The sequence below is a fragment of the Corynebacterium sp. HMSC069E04 genome (genome assembly GCF_001813175.1).
GTDB classification, from domain to species: Bacteria; Actinomycetota; Actinomycetes; order Mycobacteriales; family Mycobacteriaceae; genus Corynebacterium; species Corynebacterium aurimucosum.
In genome coordinates this window covers 97,017-113,903 of record NZ_KV811674.1, presented here as the reverse complement: position 1 = coordinate 113,903, position 16,887 = coordinate 97,017, and the positions used below count along the sequence as shown (strand labels likewise).

General features: G+C 55.0%; 12 protein-coding genes and 1 pseudogene. 8 read left to right on the top strand and 5 right to left on the bottom strand.

Annotation, left to right across the window (positions count from 1 at the left end):
- Together HMPREF2896_RS06715 and HMPREF2896_RS06710 are read right to left on the bottom strand one after the other, a co-directional pair.
- A pseudogene (locus HMPREF2896_RS06715) lies at positions 1-374 on the bottom strand (IS256 family transposase); the annotation flags it as partial.
- Positions 374-1,720: a hypothetical protein gene (locus HMPREF2896_RS06710; protein ID WP_141754769.1), complete on the bottom strand. Its 1,347-nt coding sequence runs from the start codon at positions 1,718-1,720 to the stop codon at positions 374-376. The gene HMPREF2896_RS06710 and the pseudogene HMPREF2896_RS06715, both read right to left, overlap by 1 nt.
- A gap of 966 nt (positions 1,721-2,686) precedes the next feature.
- On the opposite strand from HMPREF2896_RS06710, the gene HMPREF2896_RS06700 reads away from it, so the two are divergent.
- Positions 2,687-3,139: a hypothetical protein gene (locus tag HMPREF2896_RS06700; protein WP_141754768.1), complete on the top strand. Its 453-nt coding sequence runs from the start codon at positions 2,687-2,689 to the stop codon at positions 3,137-3,139.
- A 236-nt stretch (positions 3,140-3,375) separates the two neighbouring features.
- Here HMPREF2896_RS06700 and HMPREF2896_RS06695 read toward each other — a convergent pair whose 3' ends face one another.
- Positions 3,376-3,558 (bottom strand): hypothetical protein, encoded by a 183-nt coding sequence (locus HMPREF2896_RS06695; RefSeq protein WP_141740744.1) that lies wholly within the window; start codon positions 3,556-3,558, stop codon positions 3,376-3,378.
- Between the two features lie 363 nt (positions 3,559-3,921).
- Between HMPREF2896_RS06695 and HMPREF2896_RS06690 the strand changes: the two genes are divergently transcribed.
- From HMPREF2896_RS06690 to HMPREF2896_RS06660, 7 genes are all read left to right on the top strand, one after another.
- Positions 3,922-6,375, top strand: a complete 2,454-nt coding sequence (locus tag HMPREF2896_RS06690; protein ID WP_070447683.1) for a type I restriction-modification system subunit M — start codon at positions 3,922-3,924, stop codon at positions 6,373-6,375.
- Positions 6,372-7,553 (top strand): restriction endonuclease subunit S, encoded by a 1,182-nt coding sequence (locus HMPREF2896_RS06685; protein ID WP_083276498.1) that lies wholly within the window; start codon positions 6,372-6,374, stop codon positions 7,551-7,553. Before HMPREF2896_RS06690 ends, HMPREF2896_RS06685 begins: the two co-directional genes overlap by 4 nt.
- On the top strand, positions 7,550-10,636 hold the full coding sequence (locus HMPREF2896_RS06680) for a type I restriction endonuclease subunit R (protein WP_070718602.1): 3,087 nt from the start codon (positions 7,550-7,552) through the stop codon (positions 10,634-10,636). Before HMPREF2896_RS06685 ends, HMPREF2896_RS06680 begins: the two co-directional genes overlap by 4 nt.
- Positions 10,620-11,360, top strand: a complete 741-nt coding sequence (locus HMPREF2896_RS06675; protein WP_083306513.1) for a M48 family metallopeptidase — start codon at positions 10,620-10,622, stop codon at positions 11,358-11,360. Before HMPREF2896_RS06680 ends, HMPREF2896_RS06675 begins: the two co-directional genes overlap by 17 nt.
- The gene (locus tag HMPREF2896_RS06670; protein WP_141754767.1) at positions 11,350-13,173 is read left to right on the top strand and encodes an ATP-dependent nuclease; all 1,824 of its coding nucleotides are present in this window, start codon (positions 11,350-11,352) and stop codon (positions 13,171-13,173) included. The genes HMPREF2896_RS06675 and HMPREF2896_RS06670 overlap by 11 nt, the downstream gene beginning before the upstream one ends.
- Positions 13,174-13,182: 9 nt before the next feature.
- The gene (locus tag HMPREF2896_RS06665) at positions 13,183-14,865 is read left to right on the top strand and encodes a UvrD-helicase domain-containing protein (RefSeq protein WP_070718596.1); all 1,683 of its coding nucleotides are present in this window, start codon (positions 13,183-13,185) and stop codon (positions 14,863-14,865) included.
- 337 nt (positions 14,866-15,202) lie between these two features.
- Positions 15,203-15,766 (top strand): RBBP9/YdeN family alpha/beta hydrolase, encoded by a 564-nt coding sequence (locus HMPREF2896_RS06660; protein WP_070718593.1) that lies wholly within the window; start codon positions 15,203-15,205, stop codon positions 15,764-15,766.
- Here HMPREF2896_RS06660 and HMPREF2896_RS06655 read toward each other — a convergent pair.
- Positions 15,761-16,090: a transcriptional regulator gene (locus HMPREF2896_RS06655; protein ID WP_070718590.1), complete on the bottom strand. Its 330-nt coding sequence runs from the start codon at positions 16,088-16,090 to the stop codon at positions 15,761-15,763. The genes HMPREF2896_RS06660 and HMPREF2896_RS06655 overlap by 6 nt on opposite strands.
- Positions 16,083-16,487 carry a hypothetical protein gene (locus tag HMPREF2896_RS06650; RefSeq protein ID WP_070445022.1) on the bottom strand — a complete coding sequence of 135 codons (405 nt, stop codon included), beginning with the start codon at positions 16,485-16,487 and terminating at the stop codon, positions 16,083-16,085. The genes HMPREF2896_RS06655 and HMPREF2896_RS06650 overlap by 8 nt, the downstream gene beginning before the upstream one ends.
- Positions 16,488-16,887 lie beyond the last annotated feature (400 nt).

Below are 16,887 nucleotides of genomic sequence, written 5' to 3'. Positions count from 1 at the left end.
TTTCTTATGCCTAAGCTGGGGTTCCATTCGCTGTCGATGTGGATGTCGTATGTGGCTGGTCGCCCGTCTGGGTGGCCGCGTCGTGTGAGTTCTTCTTTTGCCCAGGCTGCGCGTGCTGCTTTTTCTCCTTGGCGTTCGAAGTCTTGTTGCTTGGCTAACTCCAGTGGCGCTACAGGGTCTTCGGTGTGGGTGTAGAGCCACCAGTCCATGGTGATGCGCTGATGCTCATCGAACATGCCCCGATGGTTTCCGGCTAAGTCTTTGAGCTGTTTGTTGATGCCACCTTCCAGCAGGTTCGTGGTGGCTTTTAGATCCTGGGGGACACCTTCAGGCGGGGCAAAGAAGGTAAATAGGTGTCCTGCGTGTATGAGCTTCATTGAGTATGCACCAGGCAGCGTTGAACGAGTGTGGTAGGCCAGCACTGTTTGATGGCACTGGCAGCTCCTTGCCCGCCGTCGATGACGGCGATTAAAGGTGCTGGAATGGTCTTGAATTCATCCCACTTCACCACTCTTTCTCGGAGAGCTTCGTGGAATTGACGGCTGCGGATGATTTCATCGGCCCGCTTCTCAGCTATCGCGACCTTCTTGCCCCAGAGCTCCCTGGCACGCCGGCTCAACTCTCGGTCATGCTCGACCCAGCAACGAGACAGCGTGATTTGGGCGAAAGCCGCCGGTATTGAGGTTTCGGCAGTCCTGGTGATTGAGTCTTTGGCCTGGTACTTGCCGATCGTAATGGTGAGGTTTCCGGTGTACGGGTGGTCGTAGGGCTTCTTGATCCTCGCGTCCGGCCACCAGCGTAGATCTCTTTCAAGGTCTTCGAGTTCTTGCTTGGTGGGTTCTCGCTGGACAATGTCTACCCGCTCGGTAGCAGAGACAAAGTAGTCTCTATGCCCGCCGTTGAAGCCGTAGCCCGTATTTCTAGGGTTGAGAGAGCCGCGCTCGCGAGATGTCTTATGGCCGGAGTATGGAATGACATCGATCTCCTTGTACTCCCACCCACGAGCCTCGACCTCACGAAACAGCATGTGCAAGGCTCTCTTGGTACGCTTTTGGAGGTCACGAGTCGTGTTGGTGGAGTACTTCATGACCTGGCCTACGGCTGGGTGGTAGCGTTTAATCTCATCTGAAATTGGATCGCTGAGCCACTTGTCTACTGGAACGAGCGTGAGGTCGAAGAATTTCTGTGGTGCACGGTAACTGCCCTCGTTTCGGACTCGGGAGGTCACCCGCCAGGTGTCGCCGAGGAGAGAGCGTGAGGAACGGAGCCTTCTCAGGGCGTCTTTCCATCTGGCTTCTTCGTCATCGGTAGCCAAGGGTCTGGTGATGACTTGGAACTCTGCCGCCAGCAGCTCGTCGAAGAGCTGCTCGGTATCTACAGCCGGGGGAGCGGGTGGTGCGATCTTCTTTGGGATTGCGGGCCTGGTGGCGGTTGGACCTGTGGCCAGATCTCGCCGTGGAGCTCGAGACTTCACCTGAGACGAGCCGGTGAGTGCCTCTACGCCGGCGAGGACGTCCCTGCCTCGCTGCGTGATTTGAGCCTGCCACTCCTTGCCTCGCCCTTTGATCTTCACGAGGCCGTAGCTGGCCATCATGCGGGCTGAGCCCTTGTAGTAGGTTTCTGGCCAGTCGGTGTCAGGGCACCCGTCGTTGATCCGCTGCAGGACTGTCTTCTGGCGTTCAGTGAGCTCCTTCTTTGCCACAACTTCAGTATCGGCCAAGACTCCTACCTGGAGGATCGATTACGGCAATCTATCTGCATAACCGGACCACCCCTGATTACTGCGTCAATTTGAGTTAGTACGTTTGGGAACGAGTGTTCTAAAATTTCGTCAGACAGAAGCGATACTCCAGCAGTACCCGGCTACGATCAGCTTATGGCCAAGAAGAAGTCGAAAGACCAGAGCAAAGACCTTAAGCGGTTGTCGAGTGAAGCGGACCTGCCAACGATAGTGGTCGTAGCTCTGGGGGATGCTACAGCGCTCGATTTCTCACCCCTGGCGGGACAACGGAGAGTCGCGGAAGAAGTCCGCTAGGTCCGCTCAGCCTTGCTTTATGCGGGGCAGGTCGAGCTCGTGTCTCCGGCACTGTTGCACCTGAAAACTCGTTGATCTCTCTCGGTCGGGGACTGACGGGGTCATAGCACTGCTTGAGATGCATTCGGGGGAAAAGGGAGCTGACCTAGTAGGACGAAGTCAGCGTGAGATAAGTGAAGTCTTGCGGGTGTCACGCGAGTTGGCAGCTTTTCAGAAGCAGTATTCCCGCGCACAGCGACGGAATAGTCCCGAACTTCGCGAAGCTCAAAAGGTCCACGATCAGTATCTTGGTTCGGGGTACGACTCGATAGCCAGTCGGATGCGCCGGCAGTATGAGGACTCTTGGCGTAACTATGGCGGAGACGATATTGACCAAGCCCTGGACAGTGGCGCGCTGACCTTTAGCTCTTCTAGCCTATTCTTGGATGAGACGACCAGTGACTTGGACTCAGCGTATTTCACAGCCCTACTTACCAGACTCCTACAGAACCCGAGATCGCACCTACTCCTCGATGATCACATTCGCCTGTTGGCTGAAGAACTTACCCAAAATGGTGAAGCCTCCCCGTCGGACGTCGCTCTGACCAACTCTGCCCGTGCCGGGGTCTGCTCAAGATTTATCGAGCACTTACCGGTTTTCCCGATGCTTCCATGGAGAATATTCTTGAAGCTAGATCCGAACTTACAGATCTTCGTGGCCGGTACTTTAGGGGAGTGCGGCACGTCCAGGACAAGATTGCATCATCTCCACTTGAAGCAGACTTCCTGCCAGAAGTGAATGTCTACTGGCGCGACGAAGTTCACCTTACTGTGGCGGAGATGGCCAAGGCAGCGGCTCAGACTAAGGCTGCTGCTACCTGGGAAGTTTCAAGTGAAGCCCTGGCTCGATTCCTTGATGTCCCCACGATTCAGGAGGGGGTCGGAGCCCTAACGATGGGGTTGGCTGGGACTGCGTTGGCAGACCTGGCTACTGGAGGACTTTCTGCACTGGCATACAAATACGGGCTAAACGTGCATGAAATTCTAAAAGCTCGCCAGGCGAAGCGGACGCAGGACGCAGGCTCGGAATGGCAGTACTTACTCCAGCTGACGAAGCGGCTCTGACCTGGAAGCGAGCAGCTCGGAGCTCCAGGTTGGAGAGCGTAGATCTCGCTTGTAGTGCTGCGCCGATACTTGTTCAAGCCTGGCGAGACGGCCCTTGTGCTCATCGATGACTTCATCGTGGCGACTGAGTTGCTCATTCTAAGGTACTCGCTTTGCGATTTAGTTGTTCATCGTTCACATGTTCTTATTTGGGAAGCGCTTCCTGGCGAGCTGAAATCGCTACAGTGTAGCTATTGTCACAGCTTAAAGTACCTTTTCCACTCTCGCCTGTAGATCGGCTCGCCGCCCGTATGTTGGGAGACCCACTGGGCCTCCTCCTCAGTTTCACACGGCTCGGAAAAGGAATTCCAGTCTCGGTCGAAGACGATCCAGTCAACGTAGCCGTCCAGGCCTGGGTTGCGGCTCTCGGAGGCGCTCATGAGCACGACGCTACGAAGCATTACCAGGCAGGGTCGCCCCCCCTGGAGTGGACGAAGTTCCACCGCTTGCGTGTTCGAACATGGCGACCTCTCCGAGAGGTGTGTGGACTCGTGGACATAGTTAACAAAACCCCAGTTCGGAGGTATAATCAAAACATTGACGACCAACCCAGGGCTGAAGCTACAGTCCGCCACTTCACACCTGACGAGGGCAGTTCCCGGCAACCATGTCGGTGGCGATCAGTAGAGTCAACTACCTAACAAGATTTAGACCACCCAGCGTGGAGGAGAAAACCGCAAGATGAGCCTGAGAGTCCAACAAGCATCAATTAACGCCGAGTCGTCGAAGGCGGTGACGTGGTAGTGGCTCTCAAGAAGTCTGATCTTTACAGCTCCCTCTGGAAGAGTGCCGATGAGCTGCGCGGCGGCATGGATGCCAGCCAGTACAAGGACTACGTCCTGACGCTCCTGTTCGTGAAGTATGTCTCGGATAAGGCCAAAAGCGACCCCTACAGTCTGATCGAGGTTCCCGAAGGTGGATCTTTCGATGACCTGGTAGCACTCAAGGGTGCTCCCGATATCGGCGAGAAGATGAACATCGCCATCCGTCGCTTGGCTGAGGAAAACGACCTGCAGGGTGTGATCAACAACGCCGACTTCGATGACCCGAACAAGCTAGGTGAAGGTAAGGCGATGCAGGATCGCCTAACGAACCTCATCAGCATCTTCCAGGACATCGACTTCACCGGTTCCCGCGCTGAAGGTGACGACCTGCTCGGGGATGCGTATGAGTACCTGATGCGGCATTTTGCGACGGAGTCCGGCAAGAGCAAGGGGCAGTTCTACACCCCGGCTGAGGTTTCCAGAATTATGGCCCAAGTGCTGGAGATCCCGAAGGATGCTCCCCGCTCTACCACCGTTTATGACCCGACTTGTGGGTCTGGATCACTCTTGATCAAGGTTGCTGACTCTGCTCCCAACGGCTTGTCGATCTATGGCCAGGAGAAGGACAACGCCACCTGGGCACTATCTCGGATGAATATGATCCTTCACGGCAACGAGACGCACGACATTCGCCAGGGAGATACGCTCTCTGATCCGAAGTTTCTCAAGGGCGAGCAGTTGCAGACCTTTGACTACTTCGTGGCCAACCCACCGTTCTCCGTAAAGACTTGGAAGAACGGCTTCGACAAGGAATATGACCGGTTCGAGGGTTTCGCTGAGCCGCCGGAGAAGAACGGCGACTATGCCTTCTTACTCCACATGGTGAAGTCGCTCAAGTCTGATGGTCGGGGAGCGGTGATTCTTCCCCACGGAGTGCTCTTCCGTGGCAACACTGAAGCCGCGATCCGTGAAGAGCTGATCCGGCGCGGCCTGATCAAGGCGATCATCGGACTGCCGGCCAACCTCTTCTACGGTACGGGAATTCCGGCCTGCATCATCGTCATCGACAAGAAGGACGCGGCAAACCGGACGGGCATCTTCATGATCGATGCCTCCAAAGGCTTTGAAAAGGACGGGCCGAAGAACCGTCTGCGTCCTCGGGATATGCGCAAGGTAATCGACACCTACCTTGCTGGCGAGGAAATTGAGCACTACGCCCGAATGGTGCCGCTCTCTGAGATCTCTGATGCGAAGAACAACTACAACCTCAACATCCCGCGCTACATCGACACCTCTGAACCGGAAGACATCCAGGACCTAGAAGCCCATCTCAAGGGTGGTATCCCGAACCGAGATCTCGATACCCTGGGTGAATACTGGGATGCTTTCCCGAAACTGCGCGGTGAGCTGTTCCGGCCTCTGCGGGAGGGATACTCCGAGCTCACCGTAGAGCCCGAGCAGGTAGCCAAGGTGATTGAGGAATCAGAGGACGCTAAGGCTTTTACCTCGACTGTTTCCAAGGCTGTTGAGGATTGGTGGGGTTCTCACCGATCTCAACTGGAGGCGATTGACTCGCAGACCAGGCCGCAGCAGCTGATTGAGGATCTTGGTGATGACTTGCTGGAGAAGTTCCGGGGTCGTCCGCTGATCAGCGAATACAGCGTATACGAGCAGCTGATGAGCTACTGGAATGACACCATGCACGATGACGTCACACTCATCGTCGGGTCCGGCTGGGTTGATGCTGCTCAACCGCGTGAAGCTCGGATCACTGGCTATGACAACAAGAAGAAGCCGAAGTACGAGGCCGCTGACCTGGTCTTCGGCACGGGTGTCAAGGCCCAGCGTTGGGTAACTGACCTGATCCCGCCGGCACTAATCATCGATCGTTATTTCGCTGAAAAGAAGGCCGAGCTTGATCGTCTCACTGCAGAACAGGAGCGCATTAGCCAGGAGCTCCTGGAGTATATCGAGGAGCACGCGGTCGAAGAAGGTCTGCTCTGGGAGGCCGTCAATGACGATGGCGGGGTCAAGGTTGGTGATGCGAGAAAGCGCCTCAAGGAAGCTAAGGCTGAGGGGGCAGAGGCGGAGGAGATTGCCGCGCTCAATCATGCCGTAAAACTGTTTGCTGCTGAGACAGCGGCAAAGAAGGCTGTGAAGGATGCCAATCTAGACCTCAACTTGAAGACTTTGGCTACCTACTCGAAGTTGGAAAAGTCGACTATTTGCGGGCTGATTATCGAGAGAAAGTGGGAAGTCACAGTACATACGAAGATCCGACTGGTTGGATTCCTTGCCACTCAACAGCTGACTAATCGACTGGAGGTACTGGGGCAGCGTTACAGCTCGACACTGGACGAACTTCAGCAAGAATCACAGGGACTTCAGTCAAAAGTCAATGAGGGTCTCGCGAAGATGGGATTCTGGAAATGACCAGTGACTGGGTAGATACCACGATCGGCGAACTAGCAGTAGTCACACGAGGCGCGTCTCCTCGCCCGATCGCTTCGGATCGCTGGTTTGATGACGCTGGAAAAGTTGGGTGGGTTCGAATTGCAGACGTAAACAGGTCAAATGGTCGGGAGCTCAAGGTGACGTCTCAACGCCTTTCCGAAGATGGGATACTGCGAAGCCGTTTTCTAGAATCAGGAACTCTGATTCTGAGCATTGCTGCATCTGTTGGAATCCCAGTTATAACACGGATTCCAGCATGTATTCATGACGGTTTTGTTGCCTTAACTTCAGTTAAGGCCGATCAGAAATTTATGCTCTATCTTCTCAAGGCTGCTGAGGGTCGTTTAAAGGAAGCCGGCCAGTCGGGTTCTCAAATGAACATTAACTCAGACATTGTGAGGGGATTGCCTGTCAGAATACCTGCAGATCTAGCCGAGCAAAAGGCGATCTCAAGTGCTCTTTGGGAGAAAGACGACCTCATTTCCTCTCTCGAGCGCCTCATCTCGAAGAAGCAGGCAATGAAGCAGGGTATGATACAGCAACTTCTTAGTGGGGCGACTAGGCTAGATGGATTTACGAGGTCCTGGGACAGAACCAGACTTGGTACGGTACTTAAGTTTCAAGTCGGATATCCTTTTCCATCTTCAGGATTCTCCAAATCTGCTTCAGGAATGAGGCTTGTCCGGAACAGGGATCTCCGCTCAAATGATTCCGTTATATTTTTTTCCGGAGTGTTCTCAGAAGATTTCATCCTTGGGGACGGTGACATTCTCGTGGGAATGGATGGTGATTTTGAACCAATCATTTGGAGAGGTGGTCCTGCGCTTCTTAACCAACGAGTGGGTCGGTTGATACTCTCACGCCACGTAAATGGCGCGTATCTATCTTATGCTTTGGAAAAGCCGCTTTTAGAAATGCAGAACTCAACCGGTGCTACTACGGTCAAGCATCTCTCGCATCGAGATGTGGAAGATTTATCCATTCCTCTGCCGCCAGTAGAAGAGCAGGAAGCTATTGCCCAGATCCTGCAGGATGCCGACCAGGAAATCGCTGCCCTTAAGCGTCGCCTCGAGTCCGCTCGCAGCATCAAGCAAGGCATGATGCAGGAACTTCTTACTGGTCGTACTCGTCTGCCTGTCGAGGAGGTAGCGTCATGAGTCTGGTCGGGCAGCGTGAGCGTGTCACGCAGGATCACGTCGTAGGCATCCTGTCCAGCCAGCTGGGCTACGAATATGTCGGGGATTGGAAGGACCGGGCTAACTCCAACGTTGAGGAAGAGCTGTTGCGCCAGAATCTGCTGGCACGTGGCTATGAAGAGGACTTGGTTCGGCGTGCCATCGAGCAGCTTCATAAGGTTGCTTCGCTGCCGGCTGGCGGTTCGCTTTACGAGGCCAACCGCAATGTCTACAGCCTGCTTCGCTACGGCGTGAAGGTAAAACGCAACGCCTCGGAAAACTTCGAGACGATCTGGCTTATCGACTGGGACAATTCGGAAGCTAACCACTTCGTGGTGGCCGAAGAGGTGTCGATCAAGGGCAAGAACACCAAGCGTCCAGATGTCGTGCTCTACGTCAATGGCATCGCTCTCGGCGTCATCGAACTCAAGCGTTCCAAGGTCAGCGTTGGGGATGGTATCCGCCAGCACCTCGGCAACCAGAAGGCAGACTTCGTTCGACCCTTCTTCACCACTGTCCAGCTGCTTTTTGCCGGTAATGATGTTGAGGGCCTACGTTACGGAGTGATTGAGACTCCGGAGAAGTATTGGCTGGAGTGGAAAGAACCAAGCGAGGTTGAGAACCATCTCGACCGTGGGTTGCTCCAGATGGCCAGCAAACAGCGCTTCCTCGAGCTGATTCATGATTTCATCGTCTTCGACTCTGGTGTGAAGAAGACAGCCCGACATAACCAATACTTCGGTGTTAAGGCTGCTCAGGAGCGTATTGCTCGTCGCGAGGGTGGTATTATTTGGCACACTCAGGGGTCAGGCAAGAGCTTGACGATGGTGTGGCTGGCGAAGTGGATCCGAGAGAACCAGCGCGAAGCGCGTGTCTTGGTGATCACCGACCGGACTGAGCTTGATGAGCAGATTGAGAAGGTCTTTGCCGGTGTCGATGAGACCATCGAGCGATCGACGTCTGGAGCAGACATGATCGGCATGCTGGACCGGAACAAGCCGTGGCTGATGTGCTCACTGGTGCATAAGTTCCGGGGTGATGACGAGAAGGACCAGGGCGACACCGAAGACTTCGTGCGTCAGCTCAAGAAACCTCTCCTTCAAGGGTTCAACCCCAAGGGCAATATCTTCGTCTTTGTCGATGAAGCTCACCGCACCCAGAGCGGCAAACTCCATAAGGCGATGAAGGAGTTGCTGCCAAACGCGATGTTCATTGGCTTTACTGGCACTCCGCTTCTCAAGAAGGACAAGGCCAAGAGCATCGAGACCTTCGGCTCGTACATCCACACCTACAAGTTCGATGAGGCCGTTGATGACGGCGTGGTGCTGGATCTGCGTTATGAGGCGCGAGATATCGAGCAACGCCTCATGAGCTCAGAACGGGTGGATGAGTGGTTCACGATTCACACTCAGGGCATGACCGACCTGACAAAACACCAGCTGAAGAAGCGCTGGGCGACGATCAAGGCAGTCGAGTCCGCAGAGCCGCGAGCTCGGCAGATCGCCGCAGACATCCTGATGGATATGGCCAGAATGCCCCGCCTGATGGATGGCCGAGGCAACGCCATGCTGGTGTGCTCAAGCGTCTACCAAGCCTGCAAATTCTACGACATCTTCAGCCATAGCGAACTGGCTGGCAAGGTTGCCATCATCACGAGCTATGAGCCGAACGCTTCCCAGATCTCGAAGGAAGACTCCGGGGCTGGCAAGAATGAGGAGATCGTCAAGTACGACATCTACCGTCGGATGCTTGCGGACTACTTTCAGACCAACGCTGATGATGCCGTCAAGCGGATTGACGAGTTCGAGAAGAGCGTCAAGGAGAAGTTCATCAAGCATCCTGGTCAGATGCGGCTGCTGATCGTGGTCGACAAGCTCCTGACTGGGTTTGATGCTCCGAGTGCAACTTATCTCTACATCGATAAGAACATGCAGGACCACGGCCTATTCCAGGCAATTTGTCGCGTGAACCGGCTTGACGGTGACGATAAGGAGTATGGCTACATCGTCGACTACCGCGACCTGTTCAAATCCCTGGAGGATGCGGTTTCTGACTACACCTCCGAAGCCTTTGCTGACTACGACGAAGAAGACGTGGAAGGTCTGCTCAAGGACCGTATTGAGCAAGAGCGCCAGGACCTGGACGAGGCTCTTGAGATGGTACGAGCCTTGTGTGAGCCGGTGGCTCCGCCGAAGGGCACGCTGCAGTACCAGCATTATTTCTGCGCGAGGGAAAGTGGCAACGCAGAGCAGCTCAAGGCCAACGAACCGAGGCGAGTGGATCTCTACAAGGGCGTGGCCAGTCTGGTCCGTGCCTATGCGAACCTGGCCAACCGGATGAGTGAGGCTGGATACTCGGAGAGTGAAGCTGCTTTCATAAGGTCCGAGGTCAAGCACTTCGTCGATGTCCGCGACGAAGTGAAGCTCGGTGCTGGCGAGAATGTTGACCTCAAGCAGTTCGAGGCCGGCATGCGCGCGCTTCTCGACACCTACATTCAGGCGGATGCATCCCGGAACCTGGCGACCTTTGACCAGGGTCTCATCCATCTCATCGTCGAGCATGGGGTCGGAGTTATCGACAAGCTACCGGAGAATATCCGGAAGGATCCAGAGGCTGCTGCCGAGACCATCGTCAACAACGTTCGCAAGACCATCGTTGACGAACAGGCGATGAACCCGAAGTACTACGAGTCGATGTCAACGCTCCTGGATGCCTTGATCGAGCAGCGGCGTGAGGCTGTTATCGACTATGAGGAGTACCTGCTGAAGCTGGTTGAGCTTGCCCAGCGGATTGCTCGGGGAGAGTCGGATCAGAAGTACCCAGAATGGGCTGGCACGTCTGCGCGCCGTGCCCTGATTGACTTCGCCTGGCCGGAGGATATCGAGGTCGACTTTGAGCGGGTGTACGGCATAATCCAGCGCAATAAGGAGCACGGCTGGGCTGGCGATAAGACGAAGCAGAAGTCGCTAATGCGTACCGTCGCTCTCAATTTCCCTGGACTTTTGCAACCTGATGAGATGAAGAAGCTGCTTGAGCTCTTGGTGATGCATGATGAATTCCGCTAGTGCTTACCTCACCGTCTCCGGTCTTGATGTAGAGCTGGTCTACAAGGACATCAAGAATATGCACCTGTCGGTGTATCCACCGATGGGTCGCGTGCGCGTGGCTGCGCCCGCCCGCCTGGACGAGGACACTATCCGTCGGGCTATTATCCAGCGACTGCCGTGGATCCGGCGTGAGCGGGAGCGACTGCAGAAGGCAAAGCGCCAGACGGAGCGGCAGATGGTTTCCGGAGAGAGCCATTACGCCTGGGGGAAGCGCTACCGCCTCGACGTCTCAAAACACAGTGGAAATCCCAAGGTGGTATTGGCCGGCGATACTCTGTGGCTCTACTCCCCGGAAGGGTCGACTCGTGATGATCGATTCGGCATTCTCGACCGCTGGTACCGACGGGAGCTCAAGGCCGCACTCCCGCCTCTGCTTGAGAAGTGGGAGGCTGCCATGGGGGTGAAAGCTAACCAGATTACGGTCAAGCGGATGAAGACCAAGTGGGGGTCGTGCAATCCTGATAGCCGTAACATCTGGTTCAACCCGGAGCTAGCAAAGAAGAATCCTCGGAGTCTGGAGTACCTGGTGGTTCATGAGCTGGCGCATCTGATCGAGAGAAGCCACAACTCTAGGTTTGTAGCGGTGATGGATCAGCACTTGCCAGACTGGACTGCTCGGCGAGATGATCTAAATGATGCCCCTCTGGCGGCAGAAGACTGGAGTGAGAGCTTTGACTATTGAAAGCGACGCCGCCGCGGCAATGTGGCTGGAGAGCGTACGGATCAAGGGATTCAGATCATGCGAGGACACGGAAGTAGCGCTTAGCCCTGATCTGACTCTTCTGGTCGGAGAGAACAATGCGGGCAAATCCAACATCATTGATGCCCTTCGCCTAGCAACGACTCCATTGAGTGGACGACGGACGAGGTATTTCGAGATTGATGACCCGTCGATCGGGGCCGACACTAACCCAGATATTGAGCTTGTTTTCGCGGACGGAGACAGCTTCCAGCAGGCATTATTCATCGGTGCGTTGGATCTCAACGCTAAGAAAATTCACCACCATGTCCGCTATTTTCCGCCAACTGATCAGTACCCGCGCGGTCGAACCGAGCGCTTGGCAGGGCCAGTTGCCTCTCCGGATCCAGAAGCTGAGGTGCGGTCGAAGATCAACCACGTTTACCTGGAGCCGCTACGCGATGCGAAGCGGGAGCTGGACTCCGCCAACGGTCGCCGTTTGGGGACGATCTTGCGCTACCTGCTCGACAAGGAGGATAGGGAAGCTTTCCTGAACGAGGCTCATGCCGCTACTGAGAAGCTATCCGAAAGTAGTGCGGTCCAGGGAGTTAGCGACAAGATTCAGGGGCATCTATCCTCGCTAACCGATGCGGTGCGTGGACAACAGGTGGCGCTTGGTTTTGAACAGCCCTCGCTCGAGCATCTTGCGCGAGGTCTCCGCCTGAAGATGGCAGAGCATGGGATAGATGCAACTGACCTTGCATCATCCGGATTGGGGTACGCTAATCTCCTGTTTATGTCGACAGTCTTGCTTGAGCTACAGGAGGCTAACCAGTCCGAGCTCACTCTGCTATTGGTCGAAGAGCCAGAAACGCACTTGCATCCGCAACTCCAAGGTGTCTTGCTCGACTTCCTCCTCGAGCAAGCTGAGAATTCTGTCTCCCAGCCAGAAGAGGGGCAGCCCGCTGGTCGGATCCAGGTTATCGCGACGACACATTCTCCGAACCTGGCCAGCTCGGTTGGACTAGAAAGAACCGTAGTCATCCGATCGACCAAGCGCGAGGGCCGTAGTAATACGGCAGCGCTAGCTCTTAAACAGGTCGAGTTCGACGATGAGAACGACCGAAGGAAAATCGACCAGTACTTGGATGTAACTCGATCTGATCTGCTGTTTACTCAGCGGGTCATCCTGGTCGAGGGAATCTCTGAGGCAGTTCTATTACCAGCACTTGCACGGCACTGTGTGTTCGACCGAAGCGATCCCGAACAGGCGAAACAACTCCGTCGTTTCAATGCCACACCTATCGTCAACCTCGGTTCTGTGGATTTCCGTCCGTACCTCACGCTGCTTCTGTATGACTTTGGTGGGGGTTTGCGGCTCGCTGACAAGGTGATCGCACTTACGGACGAAGACCCACCTCTCGAAGATCTGGAAGCCAAGAGCATCAATAGAACTGAAGACCTCGAGGATATCGCTCTCAACTTACGAGCTGACAATGTGTTGAGTGTGGAGACATCAAAGTACACACTAGAGGCAAGCTTGCTGACCAGCTCGGATGCCAACAACAACATCCTTAAGGGGGCGTTCTTGAAGCAGCATCCCCGCTCTGTTAAGAAGTGGGAGGCTATCGAGAATGCACCTGCGCCGGCGCGGGAGATGTACCGGAGACTCCAGGTCAAAAAGGATGCGGAGAATCTGTGTATCAGCAAGGGTCAGTTTGCTCACGACGTCGCAATTGCTATATCCGAGCCAGATGTGACCTTTGCGTGCCCGGATCAACTTCGAGCAGCGATTGAGGCAGCAGCCGAGGACTAGAGGTGAGAAATGACTTTTGAATTCACACCGGCCCAGCGGGCGCTCATCGAGTCGGAGTCTGGCGGCTTCTTTGAGGCCTGCCCGGGCGCTGGGAAGACACAGACCATCGTCGAGCGGTTTGCAACACGTGCGGATACAGAGAACTCGCGGCGCGGCGTCGCCTTGATTACCTTTACCAACGCCGCTGCGGAAGAAGCCCAGAGGAGGTGCTCGCACAAACCAGAACTACTCCAAGCGCCGAACTTCGTCGGAACGATTGACAGCTTTATCAATAGGTTTTTCGCGGCACCATTCTATAAGGCGAGGTTCTGCAAGACTCCTACATTCTGGGATTCCTGGAGCAGTCTTGATTCAGCAGTCGTGACGATAAAGGGACAGGCGCCAGCACCGCTGGATGACTTCATTTGTCATAATGACCGGGCGACCCTGCTGGACAAATACAGGTGGAAGTATAAACATTACCCCATCCGGGTATTGGAGTCTGCCGCGCATGCTAAATGGAAAGAACTGACCAAGGCGGGACATCTCGACGCTGACACTTCGAGACTTCTGGCGAGAATTGAGATTGAAGAGAACAGGTACGGAATCGTCGAGCTGTTGGCTACTCGATTCGAGGAGGTTATTGTCGATGAAGTCCAGGACTGTAATACTGTTGACCTTCTCGTCCTACGGACACTTCAGGAATCCGGCATCCGTTTGATCACGGTTGGGGACATTGACCAATCTATCTACGAGTTTCGAGGCACGTCGGTTGCTGAAGTACGCAATTTTGTCGATTCGAGAGACCGCCAGCCGCGAATTAACACGAACTTCCGCAGTTCGCCCGCTATCTGCAAGATCGTGGACAGTCTGCGCGAGGGCACGAGTACAGACACTGCTGGGGGTAGAGCATCCAGCTGTGAGATCCCAGTACATCTTGTCGGCTATAGAGAGACTTCGGATATTGGTCCCTCAGTCAAGGCAGTAATGGACCAGTACCAGGAACTATCTCAGCCGGTATTTCTAGCTCACAAAGGAGATAACGCAGCCCTTGCAGCAGGAGGCCGAGCAAAGAAAAAGACGTCTGCCAACAAGGTTGCAGTTCTTGCAGGGTCTTGTAACGAACTCCTTTACCCCTCCTCGACGTCGGCGCAGCGGACCCGAGCACTTATTGATATCGGTCTGTCGCTGCAGAGGTTGCACCCAGATAGAGGCCTAGCTAAGGCTAGTGAAGAGAGGTATCTCGAGAGTCTTGGGCTGACTAAGAGTGCATACCGCGAGTTATGCCTGAGGTTTGCAGTGGCAGCAGGAGATCCAACGGGGCTGTCTCGCGGCGACTTCAGAGAGAAAGTTGTCCAAGTAGCGGACAAGTTTGGAGTCGCTCTCGACCGCGACCGCACCAAGACACCTTTAGCCAATGTCTGGATCTGGGACGGGGTACCGACAGCCGAGAACCAGTATGAGCATTCAACAATTCACGGTTTTAAAGGATTGGAGACAGACTCGGTCGTACTGATAATTCCAGGAGATAATTGGACCGGGGACACGATCCGTGACTGGAGTGAAAACCAAAGTTCAGAGGCAAGAAGAGTCCTCTATGTCGGCGCGTCCAGGGCCGAGCGGCTACTTATACTGGCTGTACACAGTAGATACATAGATGCCGTGAAGGCAATATTAGAAAGAGACGCAGTCCCCCTTGCGCTATCTAGATAGAGGACCGGTCGTCTACGAAAGAAGGTCTACTCTGCTGCCTGAGCTCCAGGAGTCACGCCATAGCAGCCTTTAATCCGACCCACTGCACGCCAGAAGCCGCCATGGGCTGGATTTTACTATAGATTGATTGAGAAACAATAGTATAAAAAGTAAACTTGACGAGTTAGGGGCTTTAAATGTCCAGAGCAGACCATGACCCCGCCGGAGCAGCGGCAGATTTGCAATCTATTGAAGAAGAGGTAGCTAAATATGAGCATGCGAGAGATGAAGCGGAGGCGCTTCACACAGAGTGGCAAGCACGATGAGCTTGCCACTCTTTTTCGTATGATCGGCGACCATGCACTTCTACATTGTTCATGGATACCAAGCCAGCCCTGACAGTCACTGGTTCCCGTGGCTAGAACGCCTGTTGACCTTCGATGGCCACACCGTTCACACCATCGCGCTGCCGGAACCGAACGCTCCGAAGCTCGATGAGTGGGTAGAGGCGATACGCAACGATATTAAGCGTCCAAACGCTAATACCTGCATCATCACGCATAGCCTGGGCGGCACTGCGCTGCTGCACTATCTCACGGCATTGGAGGGCGAGTGGGAGCTTCCTGGGCTCTTCATTGTCTCTGGGTTTGTGGAGAAGCTTCCTGTCATCCCAGAGCTTGACGAATTTATTGGCCAGGCCCACGTCGACGTGCCTGCTGTCAAACCCCACATCGCTCACATAGAGGTCTTCGTGTCTACGGACGATGTCCTGGTGGACCCTTCCCTCACGCAGCAGCTTGCCGACGCCCTCTCAGCCGCACCCATCACTATCCACGACGCTGGACATTTCCTTGAGAGTGACGGCTATACCGAGTTTCCACAGCTGGGGGATCGCATAGCGCAATGGCTGCGCAACCTATAAGCCTCCAGTCATGGCTTTGAGCGCCTCCACGTGCTGCACGTAAGCTTGTGTGCCTGCCTCAGTAAGCGTGACCCACACAGTGTCCTTAGCGCGGGTAGAACCGTACTCTCGGGCGCGGCTAATATAGCCGCGGTCTTCGAGGTGCTTTAACTGCTTGGAAAGTGTATCGGCGGGTAGCTCGGTCAACTCGGCGAGCGTGCTGTACTTCATTTGCCGACCGTCGGTGGCACCGGCGGAGTGGAGCGTGGCACAGATTCTGAGGCGGTTAATCGGGTGGATAACTGGATCCAGCTCAGGGGATTGGTTGGGCGCTTCCCTAGACACTGGCGCCCTTTATTGCCGCGTTGCGGTTCTCGTACAGCATCCAAGCCGTCGCTGCTGAAACGACGACCCCGCTGGTGATCATCCATGGCCATGTATCAGGTGTCGGCGTGGTGGAGAAAATCATTGCAGCGGGAAGCAGTACGCGTGACCACGTGGCGCGATCGTTCCTTGGCCCCTTGTTGGGATTGGGGCGAACAAAAGGGTTCGCGATTTTGTCCTTGAGGAGGTAGCCGAGAATGAAGGTCGGTATGAGGATTGCGAGGGTGTACCACCACGACAGCTTAGAGAATGCGAGGCTACTGCCGATGCCGAGCGCTACAAGTGTTACCGCCCACCTGCTCTGCTTCCAAGCTGTGCGTTGTTGGACCTCTCTAATGACTTTTAGGTCGCTGCCCATGAGGTGCCTCCTTTGTTTGCATCTAGTGCAAGTGTAACGCTTGCACTAGTGGCAAGTAAAGGGGCGTGGCTTCTCGTGACATCTGAGTGGTCTGGTTTTACCCCATACCGGTGTGCATCTTCGGCGAGGTGGACGGGAGGGGCGGTGGAGTACCAGGGGGTGGACCAGTGGCCAATTGGTCTAAGTCCTACCGGTATGCCTTTTCTGGCCATACACTGCAGGTACAACGCATTCCCGACAGAAAGGAGAGCGGATGGCGGAAGTTGAAAATCATCACTATCGCCGACGCAACCCTAGCAGATAATACAAGGCGGCATCGCCATAATCCACAACTTCTTAAAGCCAACACTCGAGCGAAGTAGGAGCCTTGCACCGCATGCTGTTAGCGCACGTGTCCTCC